This window comes from Cupriavidus phytorum (assembly GCF_003254285.1).
GTDB lineage: Bacteria > Pseudomonadota > Gammaproteobacteria > Burkholderiales > Burkholderiaceae > Cupriavidus > Cupriavidus phytorum.
The window spans coordinates 38,727-64,218 of sequence record NZ_QKZN01000017.1 but is presented as its reverse complement, the minus strand read 5'-3'; the positions used below and the strand labels follow the sequence as shown (position 1 = coordinate 64,218).

Sequence of the window (25,492 nt, the reverse complement as noted above, 5' to 3'; positions counted from 1 at the left end):
GCGTGGCAGCACCGTACACGCTTGCAGTAAGCTCCCCTCTCCCGCGCGCGGGAGAGGGGAGCAAACCCTTGGCAGTCGAACTGCCTACGCATTCCCCAGCCGCAGCGCCGCCTCCACCGCCAGCTTGGCCCACGGCGTCATCGCCGCCGGCGACTCCAGCGCCGCGGGCGGCAGGCTGAGGTAGTGGCGCATGGTGACCTCGCGCTTGGCGCCCTGATAGCGGAACGGCTCGCTGCCCTCGGCCTCGAACCTGGCGCGCGTGGCTTCGTCCGCCTTCAGGTAGCAGGTGCCGCCCGACACCAGCGCGAACATCAGCCCGTCGTAGAACAGGCCGTGGCCGCCGAACATCCGTTTCGCCGTCACCGGGCCGATGCGCGCCGCCAGCGGCCCCATCAGTTCGAGCAGGTGTTCGATGAAAGGGTCGGGGCGGCGCGTGGCCATTGCCGGATTACAGCTTCAGCCGCTGCCAGATCGCCTTGGTCGCGCCGGCCGCGTTGAGCGTATAGAAATGCAGCCCCGGCACGCCCGCGGCCAGCAGCCGCTCGCACAGCGCGGTGACCACGTCCAGCCCGAAGGCGCGGATCGACTCGCGGTCGTCGCCGAAGCTCTCCAGCCGCTTGGCCACCCAGCGCGGCACTTCGGCGCCGCACATCTCCGAGAAGCGCATCAGCTGCGAGTAGTTGGTGATCGGCATGATGCCCGGCACGATCGGCACCTCGACGCCGAGCGCGCGCACATCGTCGACGAAGCGGAAATACGCGTCGGCGTTGTAGAAGTACTGCGTGATCGCCGAGTCGGCGCCAGCCCTGACCTTGCGCACGAAGTTGTCGAGATCATGGCGCGGCGATTTCGCCTGCGGGTGGTATTCGGGGTACGCCGCGACTTCGATATTGAACCAGTCGCCGGTCTCGGCGCGGATGAACTCGACCAGCTCGTTGGCGTAGCGGAACTCGCCGATCTCGCCCATGCCCGACGGCATGTCGCCGCGCAGCGCGACGATATGGCGGATGCCGCCGTCGCGGTACTGCTGCAGGATCGCGCGGATGCTTTCGCGCGACGAGCCCACGCACGACAGGTGCGGCGCGGCCTCGATGCCTTCGCGCTGGATTTCCAGCACGGCGTCGAGCGTGCCCTGCTGCGTGGTGCCGCCGGCGCCGAACGTCACCGAGATGTACTTGGGCTTGAGCGGTGCCAGCTGCGCGCGCGTGTTGCGCAGCTTCTCGGTGCCCTCCGCCGTCTTGGGCGGGAAGAATTCAAAGCTGAAGTAGCGGTCTTGCATGATGGTGGCGCGCCGCGTTGCCGCCGCGCGCGGAATAAGGTCAGTCGTCGCGGTTGCCCAGCAGCAGGCTGGCCAGCAGCCACGAGATCACGCTGTACAGGATCGAGCCCAGCAAGGCCGCCCAGAAGCCGCCGACGGTAAAGCCCGACAGCAGGTTGCCGACGAACAGGAACAGCAGCGCGTTGATGACGAAGATAAACAGCCCCAGCGTCAGCAGCGTGACCGGCAGCGTCAGGATCACCAGGATCGGACGGATCAGCGTATTGACCAGGCCCAGCACCAGCGCCGCCAGCATCGCCGAGCCAAAGCTCTTGATGTGGATCGACGGGATGATGTACGGCAACACGAACAGCGCGACGGCGTTGATGATCCAGACGACCAGTAGTCTCATGACGGTTCCTTGGTTGGCTCAATAGCGGGGGCTGCTTCCCTCTCCCGCAAGCGGGAGAGGGAAGTTCCTACCTTCCTGCGCGCATCAATAGCGGTAGTGATCCGCCTTGTACGGGCCTTCCTTCTTCACGCCGATGTATGCGGCCTGCTGCTCGGTCAGCTCGGTCAGCTGCGCGTTCAGCTTGCGCAGCTGCAGGCGCGCGACCTTCTCGTCCAGGTGCTTGGGCAGCGTGTAGACGCCGACCGGGTACTTGCCGCTGTCGCGCTCCTGCCAGAGCTCGATCTGCGCGATGGTCTGGTTGGCGAACGAGCTGCTCATCACGTACGACGGGTGGCCGGTGGCGCAGCCCAGGTTCACCAGGCGGCCCTTGGCCAGGATGATCAGCTTCTTGCCGTCGGGGAATTTCACATGGTCGACCTGCGGCTTGATCTCGTCCCACTCGTACTTCTCGATCGAGGCGATGTCGATCTCGTTGTCGAAGTGGCCGATATTGCAGACGATGGCCTGGTCCTTCATCTTCGCCATGTGCTCATGGGTGATGACGTGGTAGTTGCCGGTGCAGGTGACGAAGATATCGCCATGCTCGGCGGCGTAGTCCATGGTGACCACGCGGTAGCCTTCCATCGCGGCCTGCAGCGCGCAGATCGGATCGATCTCGGTGACCCACACCTGCGCCGACAGCGCGCGCAGTGCCTGCGCGCTGCCCTTGCCCACGTCGCCGTAGCCGGCGACCACGGCGATCTTGCCGGCGATCATCACGTCGGTGGCGCGCTTGATGCCGTCGACCAGCGATTCGCGGCAGCCGTACAGGTTGTCGAACTTGCTCTTGGTGACCGAGTCGTTGACGTTGATCGCGGGGAAGCGCAGTTCGCCCTTCTGCGCCATCTGGTACAGGCGGTGCACGCCAGTGGTGGTTTCCTCGGTCACGCCGCGGATGGCTGCCAGGTTGCGGCTGTACCAGCTGGGGTCCTTGGCCAGCTTTTCCTTGATCGCGGCGAACAGGAAGGTTTCTTCCTCGCTGCCCGGGTTGGCGATCACCGAAGCGTCCTTCTCCGCGCGCGCGCCCAGGTGCAGCAGCAGCGTGGCGTCGCCGCCGTCGTCGAGGATCATGTTGGGGGTGCCACCGTCAGACCAGTCGAAGATGCGGTGCGTGAAGTCCCAGTATTCCTTCAGCGATTCGCCCTTGAAGGCGAACACGGGCGTGCCGCCCGCGGCGATCGCGGCGGCGGCGTGGTCCTGCGTCGAGAAGATATTGCACGAGGCCCAGCGCACGTCGGCGCCCAGCGCCTTGAGCGTCTCGATCAGCACGGCGGTCTGGATCGTCATGTGCAGCGAGCCGGCGATGCGCGCGCCCTTGAGCGGCTGCGCGGCGGCGAACTCGTCGCGGATAGCCATCAGGCCGGGCATCTCGGTCTCGGCAATGGCGATTTCCTTGCGGCCCCAGCCGGCCAGGTTGATGTCGGCGACGAGGTAGTCCTGCTTCAGGTCGGTCACAGCGTTCATGTTTCACTCCCGGTGAAGAGTGGCACGCAGTTGACGAGTACGGGGATCTGGCGGGCGTGCATGGCGCTCGGGCTCATGCGAAGCACGCGGATAGGTCGACTCGCTTCCGTGCGGACCACGGATCAGCGAGCGCCGTTGAAGACAGTCCGAGCCTGGCGGATGGCTGGGGCGGCTGTGCCGCCGGCCGCGCGATGTGCTTCGCGGGCCTCCATCCGTTGCAACGCTCCTCGGAGTGGCGGTATTGTAGCGTGCCCGGAGGCCTTGCGCACCGGCCCTCCTTGATTTCCGCACAGATGATTCCAACGCCACCCCGCACCCTGACCATCGCCGGCTCCGACTCCGGCGGCGGCGCCGGCATCCAGGCCGACCTGAAGACCTTTTCCGCGCTCGGCTGCTTCGGCATGAGCGCGATCACCGCGATCACTGCGCAGAACACGCTGGGCGTGACCGGCGTGCATGCGATCCCGGCCGACATGGTGGCCGCGCAGATCGACGCGGTCGCCGGCGATATCGGCGTGGACGCGGCCAAGACCGGCATGCTGGGCACCGCCGCCATCGTCGAGGCCGTGGCCGCGGCGGCGGACCGGCACGGCATCCGCAAGCTGGTGGTGGACCCGGTGATGATCTCGACCTCGGGCGCGACGCTGTCCGACGACGCCACCACGCAGGCCATGGTGCGGCTGCTGTTCCCGCGCGCGCTGCTGGTCACGCCCAACCTGCCCGAGGCCTCCTACCTGCTGGGCCGCAGGATCGCGCGCCGCGCCGACATGGAACAGGCCGCCACCGACCTGATCGCGCTGGGCTGCCCGGCCGTGCTGCTCAAGGGCGGTCACCTGGAAGACGATGGCGCGGCGGGCGTCGCCGGCGGGCTGGACGACATGCTGATGCTCAGGGACGGAAGCGTGCGCGTGTTCACGCACCCGCGCGTCGAGACCCGCAACCTGCACGGCACCGGCTGCACGCTGGCGGCGGCGATCGCGTCGCAGCTGGCGCGCGGCGATGCGCTGGAAGCGGCGGTCGGGACCGCGCTGGATTATGTGGCGCACGCCATCGCGGCCGGCGCGGGATTGCGGCTGGGCGGCGGCAACGGTCCGCTGAACCACGCCTTCGCACCGCGCGCGCTCGGCTGAGCGGCGGGCGGTTCAGGCAGCACTCAGTTGCCGCCGCTGGACAACGGCACCAGCTTGAACGCGGCGCGCGCCACGCACACCACGTTGCCGTCGGCATCCTTCACTTCGCCCTCGCAGAACGCAATGCGCGCGCCGCGGCGCAGGCAGCGCGCTTCCAGCGTCAGCTCGCCGCGCGCGGCGGCGAGGAAATGGGTCGACATGTCGATGGTGATCACGCCGGTTTCCGTCGGCGCATGCGAGCGCGCGGCACCGCTCAGGGTGAAGTCGAGCGTCGCCATCAGCGTGCCGCCATGCACATCGCCGCGGCTGTTCACCAGCTGCGGATGCGCCGGCAGGCGCGTGCGGCAGTAGCCCTCTTCGATCAGCTCCGGCTGCAGGCCGAAATAGCGCATCAGCGGCACGTCGATGCCGAAGTAGGGCTTTTCAGGCGTGCCGGGGGCGGCGGGGATGATGGCGGGGGGCTGGGTCGACATGGTGGGCGCGGCTGGGTGGTTGGCAGGGAATGCTGCCCGACATCATAGCGGCGGGTCTTGCATCGGTTCCGGGGGCTGGGCGAATGTCGCACAAATCTTTGGCAACGCGATGACCGTCTCCAGCGGCGGTTTGCTCCCCTCTCCCAAAGGGAGAGGGGAGACAACATTTGGCTCAGAGAGTCTGCCGCATCGCCACGCGCTGCCGCAGCCCCGCCGCGCGCTGCGCCGCCAGCGCCTGCGACAGCAACGGGCACAGCTCGCTGTCCTGCAGCTGCCGGAATCCCATCGACGCATAGAACGGCGCATTCCAGCGCAGGTGCGCGAACGTGGTCAGGCCCAGCGAGCGCAGTCCGCCGGCACGCGCCCAGTCCTGCACGGTGCCGACCAGCGCGCGCCCGATGCCGCGCCGGCCATGGTCGGGATGCACGTCCATCTCCTCGAGATAGCCGCAGGCGCCATGGCGGCTGGCCAGCGCGAAGCCGGCGACTTCGCCGCCATGCTCGGCGACCCACAGGCGCCCTTCGCGCTGCGCCGCGGCCAGTGCCGCTTCAGGCGTGCTGACCAGCCGCAGCAGCGCCGGCAGGTCGCCTTCCGGGAACAGCGCGGCGGCGGCCAGCTCGATGTCCGGCAGACGCGGCAGGTCTTCCACGGCCGCCAGGCGGATGCGCGGGGCGGCCACGGCGCGCTCAGCCGGCCGGGAACAGGCTGACCAGGCGGGCCACCGCGGCCGGCACGTCGTCGGCCTCGGTGACGGCGCGCACCACCGCGGCGCTGCCGACGCCCACGGCGAGCACTTCGCGCATATTCGACGCATTGACGCCGCCGATGCCGACCAGCGACGGGATCACCGGCTGCATCAGCTTCGCATACGCACGGAAGCGCCCCATGCCCTGCGGCTGGGTCGGCATCACCTTGGTGGTGGTCGGGAAAATCGCGCCCAGCGCCAGGTAGCTGGGGCGGATCGCGGCCACGCGCAGCATCTCGGCGTAACCGTGCGTGGACACGCCCAGCCGCAGCCCGGATGCGCGGATCGCGTCGAGGTCGGCGTCGTCCAGGTCTTCCTGGCCCAGGTGGATGCCGTAGATGCCGCTGTGCGCGCCATGGGCGGCGTGATGGTCGAGCGCCGCCTGCCAGTGGTCGTTGATGAACAGGCGCGACGACGAGCCCTGCATGGCCCTGGCCGCGCGCGCAATTTCCGCGCGCACCGCGGCGGCGTCGCCGGACTTGAAGCGCAGCTGCAGCGTGGGCACGTTCAGCGGCGCCAGGCGCTCGATCCAGTCGGCGTTCGGCACCACCACGTACAGGCCCAGCGCGGGGCATGGCGCGAACGGCGCAACGGTCTGCTCGGGCGCCACCAGCGCGGCGTGGCGCACATGCGGGAAACGCGCGAAGTCGGACGGCCAGTCGGCCGAGCCCGGCGCCCAGGCGCGCGCCAGGCACAGCGCATCGTGGGCCGGGAAATGCAGCGACAGGCAGGCCAGCAGCACCGCGACGAAGGCGGGCGAATGCGGCTGGTCGCTATCCGCGGCGACCGAGAACACCCAGGTGCCCATCGGCGAGCGCACGGTGTCGATCCACTGGCCGCCTTCGCGGTCGGTCTCGATCAGCGTGGCCCCGGCTGCGGCCACGCGCGCGATGGTGTCGGCATCGGCTTCGCCGTCGGACAGCAGCACGTCGTGGGCGCCGGGCTGCGCCGGCGCGTCCTGCAGGTGCCAGGCCTGCCACGGCTTGTCGTCGACGCCGAAGGTGTCGCCATAGTGTTCCAGCACCGCCTGGCGCAGCGGGCCGTCGCTGGGGGCGTGCACGGCGCGGCGGGTCATGCGCGCTGCTCCGTGTCGTCCGCGTGCCAGAACGGCATGCCCACCACCGGGGTGCTGGCCTGCGCGACTTCGCGCTCGGGCATCGGCCCGGCCAGGTAGGCGGTGCGGCCCGCGGCCACGGCCTGGGCGAAGGCGCGCGCCATGTCGACCGGGTAGGCGGCCTGCGCCACCGCGGTGTTGAGCAGCACGCCGTCGTAGCCCCACTCCAGCACCTGCGCCGCATGCGACGGCAGGCCCAGGCCGGCATCGACGATCAGCGGGGTATCCGGCAGGCGCTCGCGCAGCACCCGCATCGCGTGCGGGTTGACCGCGCCGCGGCCGGTGCCGATCGGCGCGGCCCACGGCATCAGCGCCTGGCAGCCGACGTCGAGCAGGCGGCGGCACAGCACCAGGTCCTCGGTGCAGTACGGCAGCACCTTGAAGCCCTCCTTGATCAGGGTCTCGGCCACGGCCGGCAGGTTGAGCGTGTCGGGCTGCAGGGTGTAGTCGTCGCCGATCAGCTCGAGCTTGATCCACGGCGTCTCGAACACCTCGCGCGCCATCATCGCGGTGGTGATGACCTCCTGCGCGGTGAAGCAGCCAGCGGTGTTGGGCAGCACCGGCACGTTCAGCGCCTTGAGCATCTGCCAGAACGCCTGGCCGCCCTCGCCATCGCCGACCGCGCCCTGGCGGCGCAGCGCGACCGTAATCATGGCCGGGGCGGAGGCCTGCACGGCCGCTTCCAGCGTGGCCGGGGACGGATAGCGCGCGGTGCCGAGCAGCAGGCGCGAGCCGAACGACTCGCCATACAGCACGAACGGGTCGCGCAAGGTTGCGGAAGGTTCGAAGGTCATGGGGTCAGCCTCCCGTCACGGGTTGCACGAGGTCGATGCGGTCGCCGGCCGCAAGAGGGGTGTTGGCGTGCGCGGCGCGCGGCACGAACTGGCCGTTGACCGCCGCGGCAAAGGGGGGCGCGATCTGCGCCGCGCTCACCGCATCCGCCAGCGTGGCGGATTCGGCAAGGGCGAGCGGTCGGCCGTTGAGCAGGATATCCATGTCAGTCTTGCATTAATGCAGCGTGCCGGAGCGCGCGCCAACGATGGGCGCCGGCGCTTCGGTCACCGCCTCGATCATACCGGGCCAGCGCAGCGCGGCAGGCACGGCATGCGCGGCGGGATCGCCGTTGAGCAGCGCGCCCACCACCGCGCACGCGGCCTCGGTCACCGCCGGGGCGATCAGGAAGCCGTGGCGGTACAGGCCGTTGACGCGCACCACGCGCGCGCGCTGGTCGACGCGGATCGCCGGCAGGTGGTCGGGGCGGGTCGGGCGGCGCTGCACGTTCAGTTCCAGCACGCGCGCCTCGCCGAAGGCCGGGTGCAGCGAATGTGCCGCCGACAGCAGTTCCAGCGCGGAGCGCACGCTCATCGGCGAATCGTCCTCGCTTTCCAGCTCGGTGGCGCCGATCACATACAGGTCGTTGGGCTTGGGCGCGATATAGATCGGATAGCGTGGATGCAGCAGGCGCACCGGACGGTGCAGCCTGACGTCGGGCGCATGCACGCGCACCACTTCGCCGCGCAGCCCGCGCAGTCCGGGCTGACCGTGCTGCCCGCTCTGGCCCGGCTGCGCCGGCCACGCGCTGCGTGCGCCCAGGCCGCGGCAGTCCAGCACCACGTCGGCGTGGATGCCAAGCTGGGGCAGCGAGCCGGCATCGACCTCGCCCGCCTCCCACACGCAATGCACGCCCTCGCTGACCGCGCACGACAGCAGCGCGCGCAACGCGCCGCGGTTGTCGAGCTGGCCTTCGCCGGCCAGCAGCAGTCCCTGCGGGAAGCGGCCCGCCAGCGCCGGCTCGACCTCGCCCACGCCCTTGCCGTCGAGCGCGCGCAGCCGCTGCGCCACCAGCTCCGGCGGCGCCACCGCGCGCACGCGGCTGGTGAACAGCGACATCTCCGCGCGGTCGCGCGCATGCCAGACCACCAGCGTGCCGTCTTCCTGGAAGAAGACCGGCTCGGCCAGCTCGGCCAGCCAGGCGCGCCACAGGTCGACGCTGGCGATGCCAAGGTCGACGATGCGGCGCTCGGCGATGGCCGACTCGGCCAGCGGCGCCAGCATGGCCGCGGCCACGTAGGCGGCCGAGCCCGCGCCGTCCGGGCCGGCCCGCTCCACCAGCGCCACGCGGGCGCCGCCGCGGACCAGCAACCAGGCGGCCAGGCGGCCGGCAAGGCCGGCCCCGAGGATGGCGACGTCAAACGACTGCACTGCTGTCATGAGGGTGTTGTGCCGGACGCGCCATGCGGCCGCGTCCGGCCTCCTTGTTATCGGTGCCGCCGCGCGGGGCGCTGCGCGGCGGCGGATCTTGCGCGGGCATGGCTTGCGAGGCCATGCCCGTCCTGCCGTGACTTCGGCAGGGTTTCAGCGACTGCCTTACGAGTAGATCTTGCTGCCCTTCTTCAGGAACTCGATCGACTTCTCTTCCATGCCCTGCTGCGCTTCCTTGGGCAGCGAGGCCGCGTAGTCGCGCACTTCCTGCGTGATCTTCATCGAGCAGAACTTCGGCCCGCACATCGAGCAGAAGTGGGCGATCTTGGCGCCCTCGGCCGGCAGCGTGGCGTCGTGGTACGAACGCGCGCGTTCCGGGTCGAGGCCCAGGTTGAACTGGTCTTCCCAGCGGAACTCGAAGCGCGCCTTGGACAGCGCGTTGTCGCGCAGCTGCGCGCCCGGCCAGCCCTTGGCAAGATCCGCGGCGTGGGCGGCGATCTTGTAGGTGATGATGCCCTCGCGCACATCTTCCTTGTCCGGCAGGCCCAGGTGCTCCTTGGGCGTGACGTAGCACAGCATGGCCGTGCCCATCCAGCCGATATTGGCCGCGCCGATGCCGCTGGTGATGTGGTCGTAGCCGGGGGCGATGTCGGTCACCAGCGGTCCCAGGGTGTAGAACGGCGCCTCGTAGCAATGCTTGAGTTCTTCGTCCATGTTGGCCTGGATGCGCTGCAGCGGCACGTGGCCCGGGCCCTCGATCATCACCTGCACGTCGTGCTTCCACGCCTTGGCGGTCAGCTCGCCCAGCGTGCGCAGCTCGCCGAACTGGGCCTCGTCGTTGGAGTCGGCGATGCAGCCGGGACGCAGGCCGTCGCCGAGGCTGAACGACACGTCATAGGCCTTCATGATCTCGCAGATCTCGTCGAAGTGCGTGTACAGGAAGTTTTCCTTGTGGTGCGCCAGGCACCACTTGGCCATGATCGAACCGCCGCGCGAGACGATGCCGGTAACGCGGTCGGCGGTCAGCGGCACGTAGCGCAGCAGCACGCCGGCGTGGATGGTGAAGTAGTCCACGCCCTGCTCGGCCTGCTCGATCAGCGTGTCGCGGAACATCTCCCAGGTCAGGTCCTCGGCGATGCCGCCGGTCTTGTCCAGCGCCTGGTAGATCGGCACCGTGCCGATCGGCACCGGCGAATTGCGCAGGATCCATTCACGGGTTTCGTGGATATGCTTGCCGGTGGACAGGTCCATGATGGTGTCGGCGCCCCAGCGGATCGACCACACCATCTTTTCCACTTCCTCGGCGAGCGACGAAGTCACCGCCGAGTTGCCGAGGTTGCCGTTGATCTTGACGCGGAAATTGCGCCCGATCGCCATCGGCTCCAGCTCGGTGTGGTTGATGTTGGCGGGAATGATGGCGCGGCCCGAGGCGATTTCCTGGCGCACGAATTCCGGCGTGATGTCTTCCGGACGCAGCGGCAGGCCGGCGCCCAGCGCGTTGCCGGGATGCTGGCGCAGCAGCGCCTTGTATTCGGGCTTGTCGTACAGCGCCTGCAGGTTCAGCGACTCGCGCAGCGCCACGTATTCCATTTCAGGCGTGATGATGCCCTTGCGCGCATAGTGCATCTGCGACACGTTGGCACCGGCCTTGGCGCGGCGCGGGTTGGTCAGCTGGGCGAAGCGCAGGTGCGCGGTGGCGGGGTCGTTGGCGCGGTCGCGGCCGTATTCCGACGACAGGCCGGGCAGCACCTCGGTGTCGCCGCGCTCTTCGATCCACTTGGCGCGCACCGGCGGCAGGCCAGCCTTCAGGTCGATATGCACGTCCGGATCGCTGTACGGGCCCGAGGTGTCGTACACCGGGATCGGCGGATTGGGCATCTCGCCCTTTTCCGTGCGCGTGGAAGTCTGCAGGATGGTGCGCAGCGGCACGCGGATGTCCGGGCGGCTGCCGGTCAGGTAGGTCTTGCTCGAAGCCGGGTAGGCGAATTTCTGGTCGAGATCGCTTTCGAGCGATTCGAAGGATGCAGCGGGGGCAGTACGGGCCATGGGTGTCGTCCTCTCTCTCTTGCGGGGTGGACGAAACCAGGAGCCCTGTGAGCGCCGCCTGGCTTGTGGCCGAGGTAGCGAGTCCCGGTGGGACTAGAGGCTTGGTCTTGCTGAAACTTCCCACGCCGGTACTAACCGGATCGGGTTCGAAGGGACTCTCTCAGCCGCGCGGCCCATCCGCACGGCACCCCTGTTTCATCCAACGGGGTGAATTTAAGCACAGAGCACCGGTGGGCGCCAGTGCCAGTTGGCCACCGCGGGTGGTGCCACAGCTGTGCAAAAAGGTATCGAATCGTGCATGCTGCATCGCAAAAATGCGCGCAAAGCGAACCGCCGTGCACTCAATGCGCGCGCGGCGTGATCTACCATGCAAGCAAACGCCCAGCCCCGCTCGAGGAGACAGCATGACCGACGCCGCCACCCACCGCGTCTTCAACCAGGTGCCGGATCTCGCGCACTACAACCTGTTCGACAGCGATCCCACGGTGCGGGCCGCGCTGGAACGCCTGAGCGGCGGCTGGCATGCCGGCGCGCTGCGGCAGTTCGGCGCGCGCCTGGGCGAGCCGGAGGTGCAGCAATGGGCCGCGGACGCCAACCGTCATGCGCCCGAGCTGCATACCCACAGCCGCACCGGCGAGCGCATCGACACGGTCGAGTTCCATCCGGCCTGGCATGCCTTGCTGGGGCTGCTGCGAAGCCAGCAGCTGCAGGCCCTGCCCTTCGCGCAGCCGCGCGCGGGCGCCTGGGCGGCGCGCACCGCGGGGTACTTCCTGCAGGCGCAGGTGGAATCGGGCTCGCTGTGCCCGCCCACCATGACCTTTGCCAGCATCCCGGTGCTGCGCAAGGAAGCCGCGCTGTTTGCCGAGCTGGAACCGCGCCTCTATGCGGCCGAACACGATGCGCGCGACCTGCCCTGGCGCGACAAGACCGCGATCATGATCGGCATGGGCATGACCGAGAAGCAAGGCGGTTCCGACGTGCGCGCCAACACCACCGTGGCACGCGCTGTGCGTGGCGAAGGCCGTGGCGCCGAATACGCGCTGACCGGCCACAAGTGGTTCTTTTCCGCGCCGATGTGCGACGCGCACCTGGTGGTGGCGCGCATGGGTGCAGAAGACGGTCCGCTGTCGTGCTTCTTCGTGCCGCGCTTTCGCGACGATGGCAGCCGCAACGCGGTGCAGATCCAGCGGCTCAAGGACAAGCTCGGCAACCGCTCCAACGCCAGCAGCGAAGTCGAGTTCCGCGACGCCACCGGCATCCTGATCGGCGAGGAAGGCCGCGGCATCCCGACCATCATCGAGATGGCCACCAGCACGCGGCTGGACTGCGTGATCGGCAGCGCCGCGATCCTGCGCGCGGCCTACGTGCAGGCACTGCACCACACGCGCCACCGCAGCGCCTTTGGCCGCCTGCTGTGCGACCAGCCGCTGATGCGCAACGTGCTGGCGGACCTGGCGCTGGAATCCGAAGCCGCCACGCTGCTGATGATGGAGCTGGGCCACGCCTTCGCGCAGGCCGAGGGCGACAACCCCGACCCGCTCGCCACTGCATGGAAACGCGTGGTCACGCCCGCGGCCAAGTTCTGGGTCTGCAAGCGCACGCTCGAAGCCACCGGCGAAGCGATGGAAGTCTGGGGCGGCAACGGCTATGTCGAGGAAGGGCCGATGGCGCGGCTGTACCGCGAGGCGCCGGTCAATTCGATCTGGGAAGGCTCGGGCAACATCATGTGCCTGGACGTGCTGCGCGCGCTCCAGCGCAATCCGGACGATGGCGCGCGGCTGTTGCAGGACCTGTCGCGCCGCGCCGGCGGCCACCCGGCGGTGCGCGCCGAACTGGCCTCGCTGCAGGCCATGCTGCGCGAGAACCCCGACCAGCTCGAAGCCAGTGCGCGCCGCTTTGCCCAGGGCCTGGTGCTGACCGCGCAGGCGGCGCTGATGCTGGCGCATGCCGAGCCCGCGCACGCGGAGCTGTTCGTCGCCAGCCGGCTCGGGCGCCAGCACGGGCGCGTGTTCGGCACGCTCGACGCGGATGCCGGCGCGCTCGGGCGGGTGGCGTCGCGCGGCTTCGAGGGCTAGGCCTCCATCGACTCCAGCACCCGCAGCATCACCCGCGGCGCATAGCGGATCAGGTCGTGCGCGCGCTCGCCGATCATGATCGCGGGCGCATTGGTGTTGCCGCCGACCAGCGTGGGCATTACCGAGGCATCGACCACGCGCAGCCCTTCCACGCCGCGCACGCGCAGCTGCGGGTCGACCACCGCCATCGCATCCATGCCCATGCGGCAGGTGCCGACGGGGTGGTAGATGGTGTCGGCGCGCTCGCGGATCAGCTCGCGCACGGCGGCATCATCGCTGCCATCGGCACGCAGGCCGGCCGTGTAAAGTTCGCGCCCGCCGAAGCAGGCCAGCTGCGGCTGCGCCAGGATGCTGCGCACGATGCGCACGCCGGCCACCATGTCGTCGAGGTCGCGCACGTCGCTGAGGTACTTCGGATCGATCAGCGGCGCGCGCCGGATATCGGGCGCGGCCAGCCGGACCTCGCCGCGGCTGCGCGGCCGCAGCAGGCAGACATGGCAGGAATAGCCATGGCCGAGATTCAGCCTGCGCATATGGTCATCGGCCAGGCCGACCACGAAATGCAACTGCAGGTCGGGCTCGGGCAGCGCCGGGTGGCTGCGCAGGAAACCGCCGGCCTCGGCGAAGTTGCTCGACATCATGCCGGCGCGCTCGCGCCGGTAGCGCAGCATTTCGGACAGCAGCCTGGCGACGCCGCCGAACGACACCCCGAACAGCTCGGGCACGGCGGTGCGCTTGTGCAGCACCACGTCGAGATGGTCCTGCAGGTTGGCGCCTACCCCGGGCAGGTCATGGACCACGTCGATGCCATGCTCGCGCAGGTGCGCGGCGGGTCCGACCCCCGAGACCATCAGCAGCTGCGGCGAGCCGAACGTGCCCGCGCACACGATCACGTCGCGACGCGCGCGCAGCAGCTGCTGGCGGCCGTCACGCTGCACCAGCACCCCGGCGGCGTGGCGGCCTTCGAAGACGATGCGCAGCGCCTGCGTGTCGGTCAGCACGCGCAGCCGCGCCCGGCCGCCGTTGCAGGCACGGTCGCGCGCGTTGCCGCCGTGCAGGTAGGCGCGCGCGGCATTCCAGCGCTCGCCCGCGTGCTGCGTGACCTGGTACCAGCCGATGCCCTCCTGTTCTTCGCCGTTGAAATCGTCGTTGCGCGGATAACCGGCCTGCTGCGCGGCCTCGATAAAGCGCTCGGCGAACGGGTTGGGCGTGCGCAGGTCGCTGACATGCAGCGGGCCATTGCCGCCGTGCAGCGGATCGTCGTCGCTACCCGCCAGGCGCTCGTTGCATTCGGCGCGGCGAAAGTACGGCAGCACGTCGTCCCAGGACCAGCCATCGCAGCCGGCGTCGGCCCAGGCATCGTAGTCGGCGGGCCGGCCGCGCGTGTAGATCATGGCGTTGATCGACGAGCAGCCGCCCAGCCCGCGCCCGCGCGGCTGGTAGCCGCGGCGGCCGTTCAGGCCCGGCTGCGGGACGGTGTGGAAGCCGTAGTTGCGCGTCCCCGCGCGCGGCAGCAGCGCCGCCAGGCCGGCGGGTGTGCGCACCAGCACATGGTGGTCGTGGTGCCCGGCCTCGATCAGCGCAATGGTGTCGTCGCCGCTGTCGGCCAGGCGCCCCGCCAGCGCACAGCCCGCCGAGCCCGCGCCGACGATGACGTAGTCATAGGTGGTTTCCATCTGTCTCCCCGCGAGTCCGCAGGCGGCGCGCATGCGTGAGCCGGGCCGCGCCGGCGCGCGCCCTGTCCGTCCAGCGGATGGCAAGCCGTGAGATTCAGTGTAGGCGCTGGCTGCGCCGGCTCAAGGCCGGAGCGGGCGGCGACAATCAAAGGCACGGGCTTGACGCAGAGGCGCGCGAGCGCGCCGGACGGGCGTTTGAATCGGCTTGCTGGTAGCAAGCTTCCATTGTCTTGGCCGGCGCGCTGCCTTATCTTGCGCGATGGTGCGCGAATGTGCGCGGAAATCCTGGAGCGCAGCCATGCGAGAAGTTCCCGACCTGTCGTCCGTCTTCGGTGCGATGCATGCCGCCTCGCGGCGCGACCAGCTGCCCGCGTGGACCATGCGTGCCGACCGCCTGCAGCGCCTGCGGCGCCTGGTGACCGAAAACCAGGCCGAAATTGCCGCGGCGATCCACGCCGACTTCACCAATCGCCCGCGCCAGGAAACCGCGCTGCTGGAGGTGTTCCCCAGCCTGGCCGGCATCGACGACGCCCTGCGCCACGGCAAGCGCTGGATGCGCGTGCGGCGCGCGCCCACCGGGTTCTGGTTCCGCCCGGGGCGCTCGCGCCTGGTGCCGCAGCCGCTCGGCGTGGTGGGCATCGTGGTGCCCTGGAACTATCCGCTGTACCTGACCGTTGGCCCGCTCGCCGGCGCACTGGCGGCAGGCAACCGCGCCATGGTCAAGCTGTCGGAATACACGCCGCGTTTCGCGGCGCTGTTCGCGCAATTGGTGCCGCAGCACTTCGCCCCGGACGAGATCGTGGTGATCAACGGCGATGCCGAAGTAGCCAGCGCCTTCACCGCGCTGCCGTTCGACCACCTGCTGTTCACGGGTTCGACCGCGGTCGGCCACCATGTGATGCGCGCGGCGGCCGCCAACCTGACCCCGGTGACGCTGGAGCTGGGCGGCAAGTCGCCGGCCATCGTCGGCGCCGGCGCCGACCTGGAGCGCGCGGTCGAGCGCATCCTGGTGGGCAAGCTGATGAACGCGGGCCAGACCTGCATCGCGCCGGACTATGTGCTGGTGCCGGAGGACCTGCGCGGGCAACTGGTTGACGCGGCGCGCCGCTGCGTGGGCCGGCTCTATCCCGACCTGGCGCGCAACCCGGACTACACCAGCATCATCAGCCCGCGGCATTTCGCACGGCTGGCGGGGCTGGTCGACGAGGCCGCCGCGCAAGGTGCGACCGTGGTGCCGCTGTCGGAGGCGCCGCCGGATGCGCAAACGCGGCGCCTGCCGCCGGTGCTGCTGCTGGACGTGCCCGCAGGCGTGACCGCGATGCGCGAGGAAATCTTCGGACCGGTGCTGCCGGTGGTGACCTACCGCACGCTCGACGAGGCGGTGGACTACATCAACGCGCGCCCGCGGCCGCTGGCGCTATACGTGTTCGAGCGCGACCGCGGCGCGATCGCCCATGTGATGCGGCAGACCGTCGCCGGCGGCGTTACCGTCAACGACACGCTGTTCCATATCGCCCAGGACGGCCTGCCGTTTGGGGGCGTCGGCGCCAGCGGCATGGGCGCGTACCACGGGCAGGCGGGCTTCGACACCTTTTCGAAGGTGAAGCCGGTGTTCCACCAGGCCAGCCTGAACGGCGCCGGGCTGCTCAAGCCGCCTTACGGCAAGACCTTCGACACCATGCTGCGCCTGCTGCTGCGTTAGGAGCGGGCCGGCGCAGGCCGCGTCTCACGACGCCAGCATCGGCCGCCCGAGCATGCGCGACAGCACCGCCTCGGGCGAATGGGTGTGGTCCGAAATTGCCTGCGGCGCCAGGTAGATGGTCTGCTCCATCATCGCGCGCCCGCGCATGGCGGCGTGCAGCAGCTGGTCGCTGAAGACGATCCAGGTCGCACCCGGCGGGAAGTGGAATTCCTGCTGCGGCACGTTGGCCTGGTAGTCCAGGTCGCCCTTGGCCAGGTCATGCAGCTGCAGCATGCGGTGGTCGTATTCCGACCGGCGGCGCTTGGTGATATGCAGCAGCTTCATCAGCGCCGCCTGCCCCGGCCACATGCCGTGGGTCTTGGGCACGAACTTCTGCGCAAAGTCGCCGAACGGCTCGCCCACCCGCCACACGCGCGGCGCGGCCGGATCGATATTGTGGAACACGCGCAACAGGCGCTTGCCCAGCATCGGGTTGGACGGAAACGAATCGACGTGCAGGCGGGTGTCGTCCTTGCGCCAGCTGACCGGGCGCCCGGCGATCTCGCTGGGCCGCAGCGAGGTGCCGGCGCGCGTCATGTGGGGGATGTATTCCGGGAACAGCGTGCGGATCAGCGACTCGCTGCTGTCGGCGTAGCGGCGGATCAGCGTGTACAGGTCGGCCAGGTCCTGCGGGCTGCCCTGCGCGCCGCGCACTGCGGTGTCGTTGGCGCGCAGGTTGATGTTCTTGGACTTGCCGTCGGAATAGCGGGCGTCGAGGAAGCGCTCTTCGCCCGGCTGGAACTGGAACTTCAGGTTGGGGAAGTAGAGTACCGCGCCTTGCTCCAGCTCGCGGCGCAGCGTGGCGCGCGCTTCGGGGGTGACCTCGGGCGCCCACTCCGTATAAGGCTGCGGACGGATCAGGTCGAGCTGGCCGGCGGCAGGCGGCCGGGCGGCGGGCGACGGGGCAAGGACAGGCGCTTCGGACATGGCATCCTCTGGGAACGGTTAGCCGTGTTTGGGGTGGCCGCCGCGACGGCGGCATTGCGTGGCGGAATTTTACTCCGTGCGCCGGCCGTGGCGCCGGCGTCACGCACAGCAGCTGGACCAGGATCAAACCCGCGCAAAAAAACCCCGCGGGCCCTTATGGGCCGGCGGGGCTTGCCGTCCGGACTGCGGATGCGGGCGCGGCGCTTACAGGCCGGCCGCGGCGCGCAGCGCAGCCGCCTTGTCGGTGGCTTCCCACGAGAATTCCGGCTCTTCGCGGCCGAAGTGGCCATAGGCCGCAGTCTTCTCGTAGATGGGGCGCAACAGGTCCAGCATCTGCACGATACCCTTCGGACGCAGGTCGAAATGCTCCTGCACCAGCTCCGCAATCTTGGCGTCCGGAATCTTGCCGGTGCCTTCGGTGTAGACCGTCACATTGATCGGCCGCGCCACGCCGATGGCATAGCTGACCTGCACCTGGCACTGCCGCGCCAGGCCCGACGCCACCACGTTCTTGGCCACGTAGCGCGCCGCGTAGGCCGCCGAGCGGTCGACCTTGGACGGGTCCTTGCCCGAGAACGCGCCGCCGCCGTGCGGCGAGGCGCCGCCGTAGGTGTCGACGATAATCTTGCGCCCGGTCAGGCCGCAGTCGCCCTGCGGTCCGCCGATCACGAAGCGCCCGGTCGGGTTCACCAGGTACTTGGTTTCCTTGAGCATCTCCGCCGGCAGCACCGGCTTGATGATCTCCTCGATCACGGCCTCGCGGATCTGCGCCTGGGTGATGTCGGGCGAATGCTGGGTCGATAGCACCACGGTGTCCACGCTGTGCGGCTTGCCGTCGACATAGCGCACCGTGACCTGCGACTTGGCGTCCGGGCGCAGCCACGGCAGGCGGCCGTCGCGGCGCAGCAGCGACTGGCGCTCGACCAGGCGGTGCGCGTAGTAGATCGGGAACGGCATCAGTTCCGGGGTCTCGTCGCAGGCGTAGCCGAACATCAGGCCCTGGTCGCCGGCGCCCTGGTTCAGGTAGTCGTCCGAGGCACGGTCGACACCTTGGGCGATGTCGGGCGACTGCTTGTCATAGGCCACCAGTACCGCGCAGCCCTTGTAGTCGATGCCGTAATCGGTGTTGTCGTACCCGATGCGCTTGATAGTGTCGCGCGCGATCTGGATGTAGTCGACGTTGGCGGTCGTGGTGATTTCCCCGGCCAGCACCACCAGACCGGTGTTGCAAAGCGTCTCAGCTGCCACACGCGCATACTTGTCCTGCGCCAGGATGGCGTCCAGGACGGCGTCGGAAATCTGGTCGGCGACCTTGTCGGGATGGCCTTCGGAGACGGATTCCGAAGTAAAAAGGAAGTCGTTTGCCACGAACTTATTCTCCAGGTTGGCTATTGCGTGCCAGCCTGTTCGGTTCATGGCGGCGACGCTTTAGCGGTATTTCAGGCAGCCCGGTTAGAGCCGCATCGCCCCGCAAGTTGTCAGTTAACTCGGCGATACACGCTATTATACGCGCCTGCAGGCGTCGTTGCAGCGCCACAGGCGTGCGCTACGACACCTTGCCGGCATGCCGGACCCACGCCTGCCTGCCCGTCTGATCCCGGCACAGACCCGGCGGCGGACTTGCCTGGACCCTTTTTCCGCGCCTGATGACTTTTTTATTCTGGCTGATCTCCCGTTTTCCGCTGCGGCTGCTGCAGGCCGCGGGCGGCGCGCTGGGCCTGCTGATCGCGCGTCTGCCGGGCCGCTATGGCCAGCGCCTACGCGAGAACTTCCGGCTCGCCTTCCCCGACGCCACCGAGGCAATGATCGACGAGGCCGCCCGCTCGGCCGGGCGCATGATCATCGAGATGCCCTACTTCTGGAGCCGCTCGCGCATCGGCGCGAAGCTGTACGGCTTCGACGACTACCTGTGGCCCGAACTGGCCAAGCTGCAGGCGCGCGGCAAGGGCATCATCATCCTGACCCCGCACCTGGGCTGCTTCGAGGTGCTGCCGCAATCCCACGCCCTGCATCGCCCGGTGACCGCGCTGTTCAAGCCGCCGCACCAGCCGTGGCTGCGCGACTGGATCGAAAAGATGCGCACCCGGCCCGACATGCATATGGCGCCGGCCACGCCGCGCGGCGTGCGCATGCTGGTCAAGGCGCTCAAGCGCGGCCAGGCGGTGGGCATCCTGCCCGACCAGGTGCCCAGCGGCGGCGAAGGCAACTGGGCGCCGTTCTTCGGAAAGCCCGCCTACACCATGGCGCTGGTGCACCGGCTGCAGCAGCTGACCGGCGCGCCGGTGGTGGCGATCTTCGCCGAGCGGCTGCCGCGCGGCGCCGGCTACCGCGGCCATCTGCGCGTGATCGAGGACGGCGGCATGCTGCCGGACGATCCCGCCGCCGCGGCCGCCGTCATCAACCGCACCATCGAAGAACTGGTGGGCCTGTGCCCGACGCAATACCTGTGGGGCTACAACCGCTACAAGCAACCCGCGGGAGCGGGCACCCCGGACACGCCGGCTACCGAGGGCACGGATTCCGAGCCGGCGACTGATCGATCGACTTCATGAGCCGTGTGTTCACGTGGCTCGGCATCGGCCTGCTGACCGTGCTGGGCAAACTGCCCTATCCCTTCGTGGCGCGCTTCGGCGAGGCGCTGGGCAGCCTGCTGTACCGCATCCCCAGCGAGCGGCGCAAGGTGGTGCAGGCCAACCTGCGCCTGTGCTTCCCCGACCGCACCGAGGCCGAGATCGAAGCGCTGTCGCGCCAGAGCTTTCGCCTGCTGTTCCGTAGCTTTGCCGAGCGCGGCATCTTCTGGACCGGCAGCGAGGCACAGATGCGCCGCTGGGTGCAGATCGACGACCAGGCCGGCCTGGTCGAACTCGATGGCACGCCGCACATCCTGGTGACGCTGCACCTGTCGGGCGTTGAGGCCGGCGCGATCCGGCTCACCATCCACCTGCGCGAGCATGTCGGCCGCTCCGGCGCATCGCTCTACACGAAGCAGAAGAACGCGCTGTTCGACGGCTTCCTCAAGCAGGCGCGCGGGCGCTTCGGCGCCAACATGATCTCGCGCAACGACAGCGCGCGCGACATCCTGCGCTGCCTGAAGAAAGGCGAGGCGCTGCAACTGATCGCCGACATGGATTTCGGCGAGCGCGATTCGGAATTCGTGCCGTTCTTCGGCGTGCAGGCGCTGACGCTGACCTCGGTCTCGCGGCTGGCACGCCTGACCGGCGCCAGGGTGGTGCCGATCTACACCGAGATGCTGCCCGACTACCAGGGCTATGTGCTGCGCGTGCTGCCGGCGTGGGAAGACTACCCCGGCGCCAGCGTGACCGACGACACGCGCCGCATGAACGCCTTCTTCGAGGACTGCATCCGCCCGCGCATACCTGAGTACTATTGGGTCCACAAGCGCTTCAAGCACCGCCTGCCGGGCGAGCCCGAGATCTACTGAGCGCTACTGAGCGCGCCGGCACGTCCGGCGCCGCGCCGCTACAATCCCCACCATGAAACTCAAGTTCACCAAGATGCATGGCGCGGGCAACGACTTTGTCGTGCTCGACGGCATCCACCAGCAGATCGACCTGACCCCGGCCCAGTGGCGCGCGCTGGCCAGCCGGCATTTCGGCGTCGGCGCGGACCAGATCCTGATCGTCGAGAAGCCGACGCGCCCGGACGTCGATTTCCGCTACCGCATCGTCAATGCCGACGGCAGCGAGGTCGAGCACTGCGGCAATGGCGCGCGCTGCTTCGTGCGCTTTGTCACCGAGCAGGGCATGACCGACAAGCGCTCGGTGCGCGTCGAGGTGATGAACGGCGTGATCACGCTGACGCTGCAGGACGATGGCCAGGTCACGGTCGACATGGGCGCGCCCGAGCTGGAACCGGCGCGCGTGCCGTTCCTCGCCCAGGGCCTGCCCACCCATGCCGAAGGCGCCGATACGCTGTACGGCCTCGAGGTCAACGGCCGCACCGAATGGATCTCGGCGGTGTCGATGGGCAACCCGCACGCGGTGCAGGTGGTGGACGATGTCGAGAACTTTCCGGTGCTGCAGGACGGCCCGGTGATCGAGCACCACCCGGCCTTCCCCAACCGCGTCAACGCCGGCTTCATGCAGGTAGTCGACCGCCACGCCATCCGCCTGCGCGTCTTCGAGCGCGGCGCCGGCGAAACCCTGGCCTGCGGCACCGGCGCCTGCGCGGCGGTGGTGGCCGGCATCCGGCGCGGCCTGCTGGATTCGCCGGTGCGGGTCCACACCCATGGCGGCGAGCTGACCATTGCCTGGGACGGCGATGCCGAACCGGTGCGCATGACCGGCCCGGCCACCACCGTGTTCGAAGGCAGCATTGACCTGGCGGCCCTGCCGGCCTGACCATAGGGGCTGCGCGCCCCTTTTTCCCCTCCCTGCAGCGCAGTTTCCGGGGCGCCCGATTCCCTGATCCCGCAGATCATCGCGAATGGAGCGCCCATGCCGCTGGACGATTTCCGCATCACCTCGGGCAAGCGATTCCGCCTTGCCGACTTCGACCCGGGCAGCAAGCCGCTGTCATGCGGCAAGAAAGAGGAAGACCTGGCCCGGATCATCGAGTTGAGCAACGCGCTCGACGCGCAGCAGGACATCTTCTATGCCGAGCACCGCCGCAAGCTGCTGGTGGTGCTGCAAGGCATGGACACCAGTGGCAAGGACGGCACCGTGCGCGGCGTGTTCCGCAGCTTCGATCCGCTGGGCATCCGCGTGGTGGGCTTCAAGGCGCCATCGCCCGAGGAGCTGGCGCGCGATTTCCTGTGGCGCATCCACCTGCAGGTGCCGAAGTCGGGCGAGATCGTGGTGTTCAATCGCAGCCACTACGAAGACGTGCTGATCACGCGCGTGCACGACTGGATCGACGCCGCCGAATGCGAACGGCGCTACCGCCAGATCCGCGAATTCGAGTCGATGCTGACCGAAACCGGCACCACCATCGTCAAGTGCTTCCTGCATATTTCGCGCGACGAGCAGAAGTCGCGGCTCGAGGCGCGCCTGGCCGATCCCGAGAAGCACTGGAAGTTCGATACCCAGGACCTGGCCGAGCGCAAGCACTGGAAGGCCTACATGGACGCCTACGAGGCCGCCATCATGGCCACCAGCACGCCCGACTGCCCCTGGTACGTGGTGCCGGCCGATTCCAAGACGCACCGCAACCTGATGGTGGCCGAGATCATCACCAAGGTCTTCGCGGACCTGAAGCCGGCTTATCCGCCGGCGCGTACGGAACTGGCCAGGATCAAGGTCGACTGAGCCAGCGCGCAGGCCAGGCTCAGCCGCCGTTGCCCCGATGCACGTCGTGCGTGACGAAGGGCTGCTCGCGGCTGGGCATGGCCAGCCAGTGCGGATGGCGCAGCGTCTGGCGGATATCCTCCAAGCCGCTGGTCCAGTGCTCATGCATGGTCAGCGGGCCGAACTGGTAGTCCTTGGCCAGATTCTCGAACGACTTGTCGCGGTAGATCAGCTGGATCACGTTGCGGCGCGCATCGCACGACTGCTCCGCGGCACGGCGGTACCAGTCATTGTCGCGCTTTGACTGCGGCACCAGCGCCATCACCTCGTTGAGCATGCGGCGCAGGTTCTGCTGCTCTCGCATATAGTCGGTGATGGCCCGCGTGCGGCTGGAATACTGGATGTCCTTCTGGCGCTCGGCCACGTCGATCAGGTCGTGCGGCAGCTTGCCGCGCGCACTCCACAGGTCGACCTGGAAGATCAGCGCGTCGCGCCGCGGCTGCGCGGTCAGCACCTCGGCCAGCGGCGTGTTCGAGACCAATCCGCCGTCCCAGTAGTATTCGCCATCGATCTCCACCGCCGGAAAGCCCGGCGGGAGCGCGCCCGAGGCCATGAAATGCTCGGCGCAGAGCTTGTCGCGGGTATTGTCGAAGTAGGCGAAGTTGCCGGTGCGCACATTGACCGCGCCCACCGAGACCCGCATCAGGTCGGGGCGATGGTTGATCAGGTCGAAGTCGGCAAAGCGCTCCAGCGTGGCCTTCAGCGGCTTGGTGTCGTAGAAGCTGGCATGGGTCGGGTCCGAGTAGCGCGACATCAGCGCCGGCCAGCTGCGCGGCTGGAAGAAGCCGCGCTGGCCCTCCAGCATGGCGCGCGCCGCGTGCAGGCCGTCGAACCAGATCCGCATCGGCTCGGGCCAGCTTGCCGCCTCATCGGCAAACCAGGTGTAGGACAGGCTGGGCAGCCACGGCTGCGCGCAGATGTGTTCCCAGAACGCCCGCAGCTGCTCGACCCGGCGCTGCGGCGGATTGCCGGCGATGATGGCCGCGTTCAAGGCACCGATCGAAATGCCGGCGACCCAGCTTGGGAAGATGCCGCCGTCGGCCAGCCCCTGGTACACGCCGGCCTGGTAGGCACCGAGCGCGCCGCCGCCCTGCAGCACCAGCGCGCGCACGGCATAGGCCTCGTGCGCGGGCCGGTCGGGCGCCTTGGCCGCCTTGCGCACCGGCTTGCGCGGCCGCACCTGGGCGCCGCGCTCGGCCAGCGAATCGCCGTTGGCGGCGGACTCCGCCGTTGGGGATGGCGTTGCCGCCTGCCGCACTGCCCGTTCCTGCCGCTCCTTTGCCGCCACGCCGCGCTCCCTCCCAGTCTGAAAGTCAGCCGTGTGCCCACCGGCCACGCCCCGGGCGCTGGCTGCCAGCGCCCGGTCTCTGCAACGGTTTCAGACGCCGTAGCGCTGACGATAGGCCGCCACGGCCTCGCGCGAGGCGCCCAGCGCCGGATCCTGCGAGGCATCGAGATAGGCCAGCAGGTCCTTCAGGCTGGCGATGGCGATCACCGGGATGCCGAATTCGCGCTGCACGTCCTGCACCGCCGAATGGGTGCCGACCTGGTCGGCGGTGCCGCTCTTTTCCATGCGGTCCAGCGCGATCAGCACCGCGGCGGGCTCGGCGCCGGCGGCGCGGATCAGGTTGACCGACTCGCGCACCGAGGTGCCGGCGGAGATCACGTCGTCGACAATCACCACCTTGCCCTGCAGCTTGGCCCCGACCAGGGTGCCGCCCTCGCCGTGGTCCTTGGCTTCCTTGCGGTTGTAGGCGAAGCCGACGTCACGTCCCATGCCGGCCAGCGCCACCGCCGTCGCCGAAGCCAGCGTGATGCCCTTGTACGCCGGCCCGAACAGCACGTCGAACTGCACGCCCGAGGCCAGCAGGGTTTTCGCATAGAATTGCGCCACCTGGCCCAGCATGCCGCCCTGGTTGAACAGGCCGGCATTGAAGAAGTAAGGCGACTTGCGGCCGGCCTTGGTGACGAACTCGCCGAACGACAGCACGCCCGCGTCGAGCGCAAAGCGGATAAAGGTCTGGCTGAGGTCAGTACCGGCTGTCGCCGCGGGCGGATTCTGCTGCGTCATCATTTCTCTCTGAATTCAAAATTTCCCCGAATGTTACGGATTATCAGCGCCAACCTCAACGGCATCCGCTCCGCGTCGAAGAAGGGCTTTTTCGACTGGATGGGCAAGCAGGACGCAGACATGGTCTGTGTGCAGGAACTGAAGGCGCAGGCCGCCGACATGACGGAAGCGTTCCTGGCGCCACACGGTTACCACGGCTTTTTCCATTACGCCGAGAAGAAGGGCTACAGCGGCGTCGGGCTCTACACGCGCCACAAGCCCGAGCGGGTCATCACCGGATTCGGCAATGCCGAGTTCGACAGCGAAGGCCGCTATGTTGAAGTGCAGTATCCGCACCTGGCGGTGATTTCGGTGTACGTGCCGTCCGGCTCGAGTGGCGAGGAACGCCAGCTGGCAAAGTTCCGCTTCATGGAAGCGTTCCTGCCGCACCTGCTGCAGCTCAAGGCCAGCGGGCGCGAGATCGTGCTGTGCGGCGACGTCAACATCGCGCACAAGGAAATCGACATCAAGAACTGGAAGGGCAACCTGAAGAACTCGGGCTTCCTGCCGGAAGAGCGCGCGTGGATCGGCGAACTGTTCGACGTGCATGGCTATGTCGACGTGTTCCGCAAGCTGGACCCGCGCCCGGACCAGTACACGTGGTGGAGCAACCGCGGCCAGGCCTATGCCAAGAACGTTGGCTGGCGCATCGACTACCACCTCGCCACGCCGAAGATCGCCGACACCGCGCAGCTGTGCTCGATCTACAAGGACGAGAAGTTCAGCGACCACGCGCCGCTGTCGATCGACTATAACTTTCCGCTCTGACCATAG

Annotated in this window: 24 protein-coding genes and 2 riboswitches; of the genes, 8 read left to right on the top strand and 16 right to left on the bottom strand. The window is 68.8% G+C overall.

The window, feature by feature from the left end:
- Window positions 1-84: 84 nt before the first annotated feature.
- The 4 genes from C7416_RS26860 to ahcY all read right to left on the bottom strand — a co-directional run bounded on the left by C7416_RS26860 (window position 85) and on the right by ahcY (window position 3,173).
- On the bottom strand, window positions 85-441 hold the full coding sequence (locus tag C7416_RS26860; RefSeq protein ID WP_111521694.1) for a TfoX/Sxy family protein: 357 nt from the start codon (window positions 439-441) through the stop codon (window positions 85-87).
- A 7-nt stretch (window positions 442-448) separates the two neighbouring features.
- The gene (gene metF / locus C7416_RS26855) at window positions 449-1,279 is read right to left on the bottom strand and encodes a methylenetetrahydrofolate reductase [NAD(P)H] (protein WP_111521693.1); all 831 of its coding nucleotides are present in this window, start codon (window positions 1,277-1,279) and stop codon (window positions 449-451) included.
- 40 nt (window positions 1,280-1,319) lie between these two features.
- The gene (locus C7416_RS26850; RefSeq protein ID WP_012351530.1) at window positions 1,320-1,670 is read right to left on the bottom strand and encodes a phage holin family protein; all 351 of its coding nucleotides are present in this window, start codon (window positions 1,668-1,670) and stop codon (window positions 1,320-1,322) included.
- A gap of 84 nt (window positions 1,671-1,754) precedes the next feature.
- Window positions 1,755-3,173, bottom strand: coding sequence for an adenosylhomocysteinase (gene ahcY / locus C7416_RS26845; protein WP_111521692.1), 1,419 nt, complete (start codon window positions 3,171-3,173; stop codon window positions 1,755-1,757).
- Window positions 3,174-3,293: 120 nt separating this feature from the next.
- A riboswitch (S-adenosyl-L-homocysteine riboswitch) is annotated at window positions 3,294-3,408 on the bottom strand.
- Window positions 3,409-3,466: 58 nt separating this feature from the next.
- On the opposite strand from ahcY, the gene thiD reads away from it, so the two are divergent.
- A complete protein-coding gene (gene thiD, locus C7416_RS26840; RefSeq protein ID WP_181461323.1) occupies window positions 3,467-4,303 on the top strand; it encodes a bifunctional hydroxymethylpyrimidine kinase/phosphomethylpyrimidine kinase in 837 nt (278 codons plus the stop codon).
- A 23-nt stretch (window positions 4,304-4,326) separates the two neighbouring features.
- Here thiD and C7416_RS26835 read toward each other — a convergent pair whose 3' ends face one another.
- The 7 genes from C7416_RS26835 to thiC form a co-directional block, all read right to left on the bottom strand.
- Window positions 4,327-4,776 carry a PaaI family thioesterase gene (locus C7416_RS26835; protein WP_111521690.1) on the bottom strand — a complete coding sequence of 150 codons (450 nt, stop codon included), beginning with the start codon at window positions 4,774-4,776 and terminating at the stop codon, window positions 4,327-4,329.
- A 172-nt stretch (window positions 4,777-4,948) separates the two neighbouring features.
- Window positions 4,949-5,455, bottom strand: a complete 507-nt coding sequence (locus C7416_RS26830) for a GNAT family N-acetyltransferase (RefSeq protein ID WP_111521689.1) — start codon at window positions 5,453-5,455, stop codon at window positions 4,949-4,951.
- Window positions 5,456-5,462: 7 nt separating this feature from the next.
- Window positions 5,463-6,596: a thiamine phosphate synthase gene (locus C7416_RS26825; protein WP_111521688.1), complete on the bottom strand. Its 1,134-nt coding sequence runs from the start codon at window positions 6,594-6,596 to the stop codon at window positions 5,463-5,465.
- Window positions 6,593-7,429 carry a thiazole synthase gene (locus tag C7416_RS26820; RefSeq protein WP_092317760.1) on the bottom strand — a complete coding sequence of 279 codons (837 nt, stop codon included), beginning with the start codon at window positions 7,427-7,429 and terminating at the stop codon, window positions 6,593-6,595. Before C7416_RS26820 ends, C7416_RS26825 begins: the two co-directional genes overlap by 4 nt.
- A 4-nt stretch (window positions 7,430-7,433) precedes the next feature.
- On the bottom strand, window positions 7,434-7,631 hold the full coding sequence (gene thiS, locus C7416_RS26815) for a sulfur carrier protein ThiS (RefSeq protein ID WP_012351522.1): 198 nt from the start codon (window positions 7,629-7,631) through the stop codon (window positions 7,434-7,436).
- Between the two features lie 12 nt (window positions 7,632-7,643).
- Complete coding sequence (locus C7416_RS26810; RefSeq protein ID WP_111521687.1) at window positions 7,644-8,846, bottom strand: FAD-dependent oxidoreductase; 1,203 nt, start codon at window positions 8,844-8,846, stop codon at window positions 7,644-7,646.
- A 156-nt stretch (window positions 8,847-9,002) separates the two neighbouring features.
- The gene (thiC, locus tag C7416_RS26805) at window positions 9,003-10,883 is read right to left on the bottom strand and encodes a phosphomethylpyrimidine synthase ThiC (protein WP_018004674.1); all 1,881 of its coding nucleotides are present in this window, start codon (window positions 10,881-10,883) and stop codon (window positions 9,003-9,005) included.
- 100 nt (window positions 10,884-10,983) lie between these two features.
- A riboswitch (TPP riboswitch) is annotated at window positions 10,984-11,085 on the bottom strand.
- A 202-nt stretch (window positions 11,086-11,287) separates the two neighbouring features.
- Here thiC and C7416_RS26800 point away from each other — a divergent pair.
- A complete protein-coding gene (locus C7416_RS26800) occupies window positions 11,288-12,958 on the top strand; it encodes an acyl-CoA dehydrogenase family protein (RefSeq protein WP_111521686.1) in 1,671 nt (556 codons plus the stop codon).
- Here C7416_RS26800 and C7416_RS26795 read toward each other — a convergent pair.
- A complete protein-coding gene (locus tag C7416_RS26795; RefSeq protein ID WP_111521685.1) occupies window positions 12,955-14,634 on the bottom strand; it encodes a GMC family oxidoreductase in 1,680 nt (559 codons plus the stop codon). The two genes, C7416_RS26800 and C7416_RS26795, sit on opposite strands and share 4 nt — an antisense overlap.
- Window positions 14,635-14,932: 298 nt before the next feature.
- Between C7416_RS26795 and C7416_RS26790 the strand changes: the two genes are divergently transcribed.
- The gene (locus C7416_RS26790) at window positions 14,933-16,336 is read left to right on the top strand and encodes a coniferyl aldehyde dehydrogenase (RefSeq protein WP_111521684.1); all 1,404 of its coding nucleotides are present in this window, start codon (window positions 14,933-14,935) and stop codon (window positions 16,334-16,336) included.
- A gap of 24 nt (window positions 16,337-16,360) precedes the next feature.
- Here C7416_RS26790 and C7416_RS26785 read toward each other — a convergent pair whose 3' ends face one another.
- Together C7416_RS26785 and metK are read right to left on the bottom strand one after the other, a co-directional pair.
- Window positions 16,361-17,302: a Kdo hydroxylase KdoO gene (locus C7416_RS26785; protein WP_111521683.1), complete on the bottom strand. Its 942-nt coding sequence runs from the start codon at window positions 17,300-17,302 to the stop codon at window positions 16,361-16,363.
- Between the two features lie 204 nt (window positions 17,303-17,506).
- Window positions 17,507-18,670: a methionine adenosyltransferase gene (gene metK, locus C7416_RS26780; protein ID WP_010813318.1), complete on the bottom strand. Its 1,164-nt coding sequence runs from the start codon at window positions 18,668-18,670 to the stop codon at window positions 17,507-17,509.
- Window positions 18,671-18,948: 278 nt separating this feature from the next.
- On the opposite strand from metK, the gene C7416_RS26775 reads away from it, so the two are divergent.
- The 4 genes from C7416_RS26775 (at window position 18,949) to C7416_RS26760 (ending at window position 22,569) form a co-directional block, all read left to right on the top strand.
- Window positions 18,949-19,854, top strand: coding sequence for a lysophospholipid acyltransferase family protein (locus C7416_RS26775; RefSeq protein ID WP_111521682.1), 906 nt, complete (start codon window positions 18,949-18,951; stop codon window positions 19,852-19,854).
- Complete coding sequence (locus C7416_RS26770) at window positions 19,851-20,744, top strand: lipid A biosynthesis lauroyl acyltransferase (protein ID WP_111521681.1); 894 nt, start codon at window positions 19,851-19,853, stop codon at window positions 20,742-20,744. Before C7416_RS26775 ends, C7416_RS26770 begins: the two co-directional genes overlap by 4 nt.
- Window positions 20,745-20,796: 52 nt before the next feature.
- Window positions 20,797-21,663, top strand: coding sequence for a diaminopimelate epimerase (dapF, locus tag C7416_RS26765; RefSeq protein WP_111521680.1), 867 nt, complete (start codon window positions 20,797-20,799; stop codon window positions 21,661-21,663).
- A 96-nt stretch (window positions 21,664-21,759) separates the two neighbouring features.
- Window positions 21,760-22,569 (top strand): polyphosphate kinase 2 family protein, encoded by an 810-nt coding sequence (locus tag C7416_RS26760; RefSeq protein ID WP_111521679.1) that lies wholly within the window; start codon window positions 21,760-21,762, stop codon window positions 22,567-22,569.
- 19 nt (window positions 22,570-22,588) lie between these two features.
- Here the strand turns inward: C7416_RS26760 and C7416_RS26755 are convergent, their stop codons facing one another.
- Window positions 22,589-23,896: a patatin-like phospholipase family protein gene (locus tag C7416_RS26755; protein WP_111521678.1), complete on the bottom strand. Its 1,308-nt coding sequence runs from the start codon at window positions 23,894-23,896 to the stop codon at window positions 22,589-22,591.
- Between the two features lie 90 nt (window positions 23,897-23,986).
- A complete protein-coding gene (pyrE, locus tag C7416_RS26750) occupies window positions 23,987-24,682 on the bottom strand; it encodes an orotate phosphoribosyltransferase (protein ID WP_181461322.1) in 696 nt (231 codons plus the stop codon).
- Between the two features lie 27 nt (window positions 24,683-24,709).
- Between pyrE and C7416_RS26745 the strand changes: the two genes are divergently transcribed.
- On the top strand, window positions 24,710-25,486 hold the full coding sequence (locus C7416_RS26745; RefSeq protein ID WP_111521677.1) for an exodeoxyribonuclease III: 777 nt from the start codon (window positions 24,710-24,712) through the stop codon (window positions 25,484-25,486).
- Window positions 25,487-25,492: the final 6 nt, after the last annotated feature.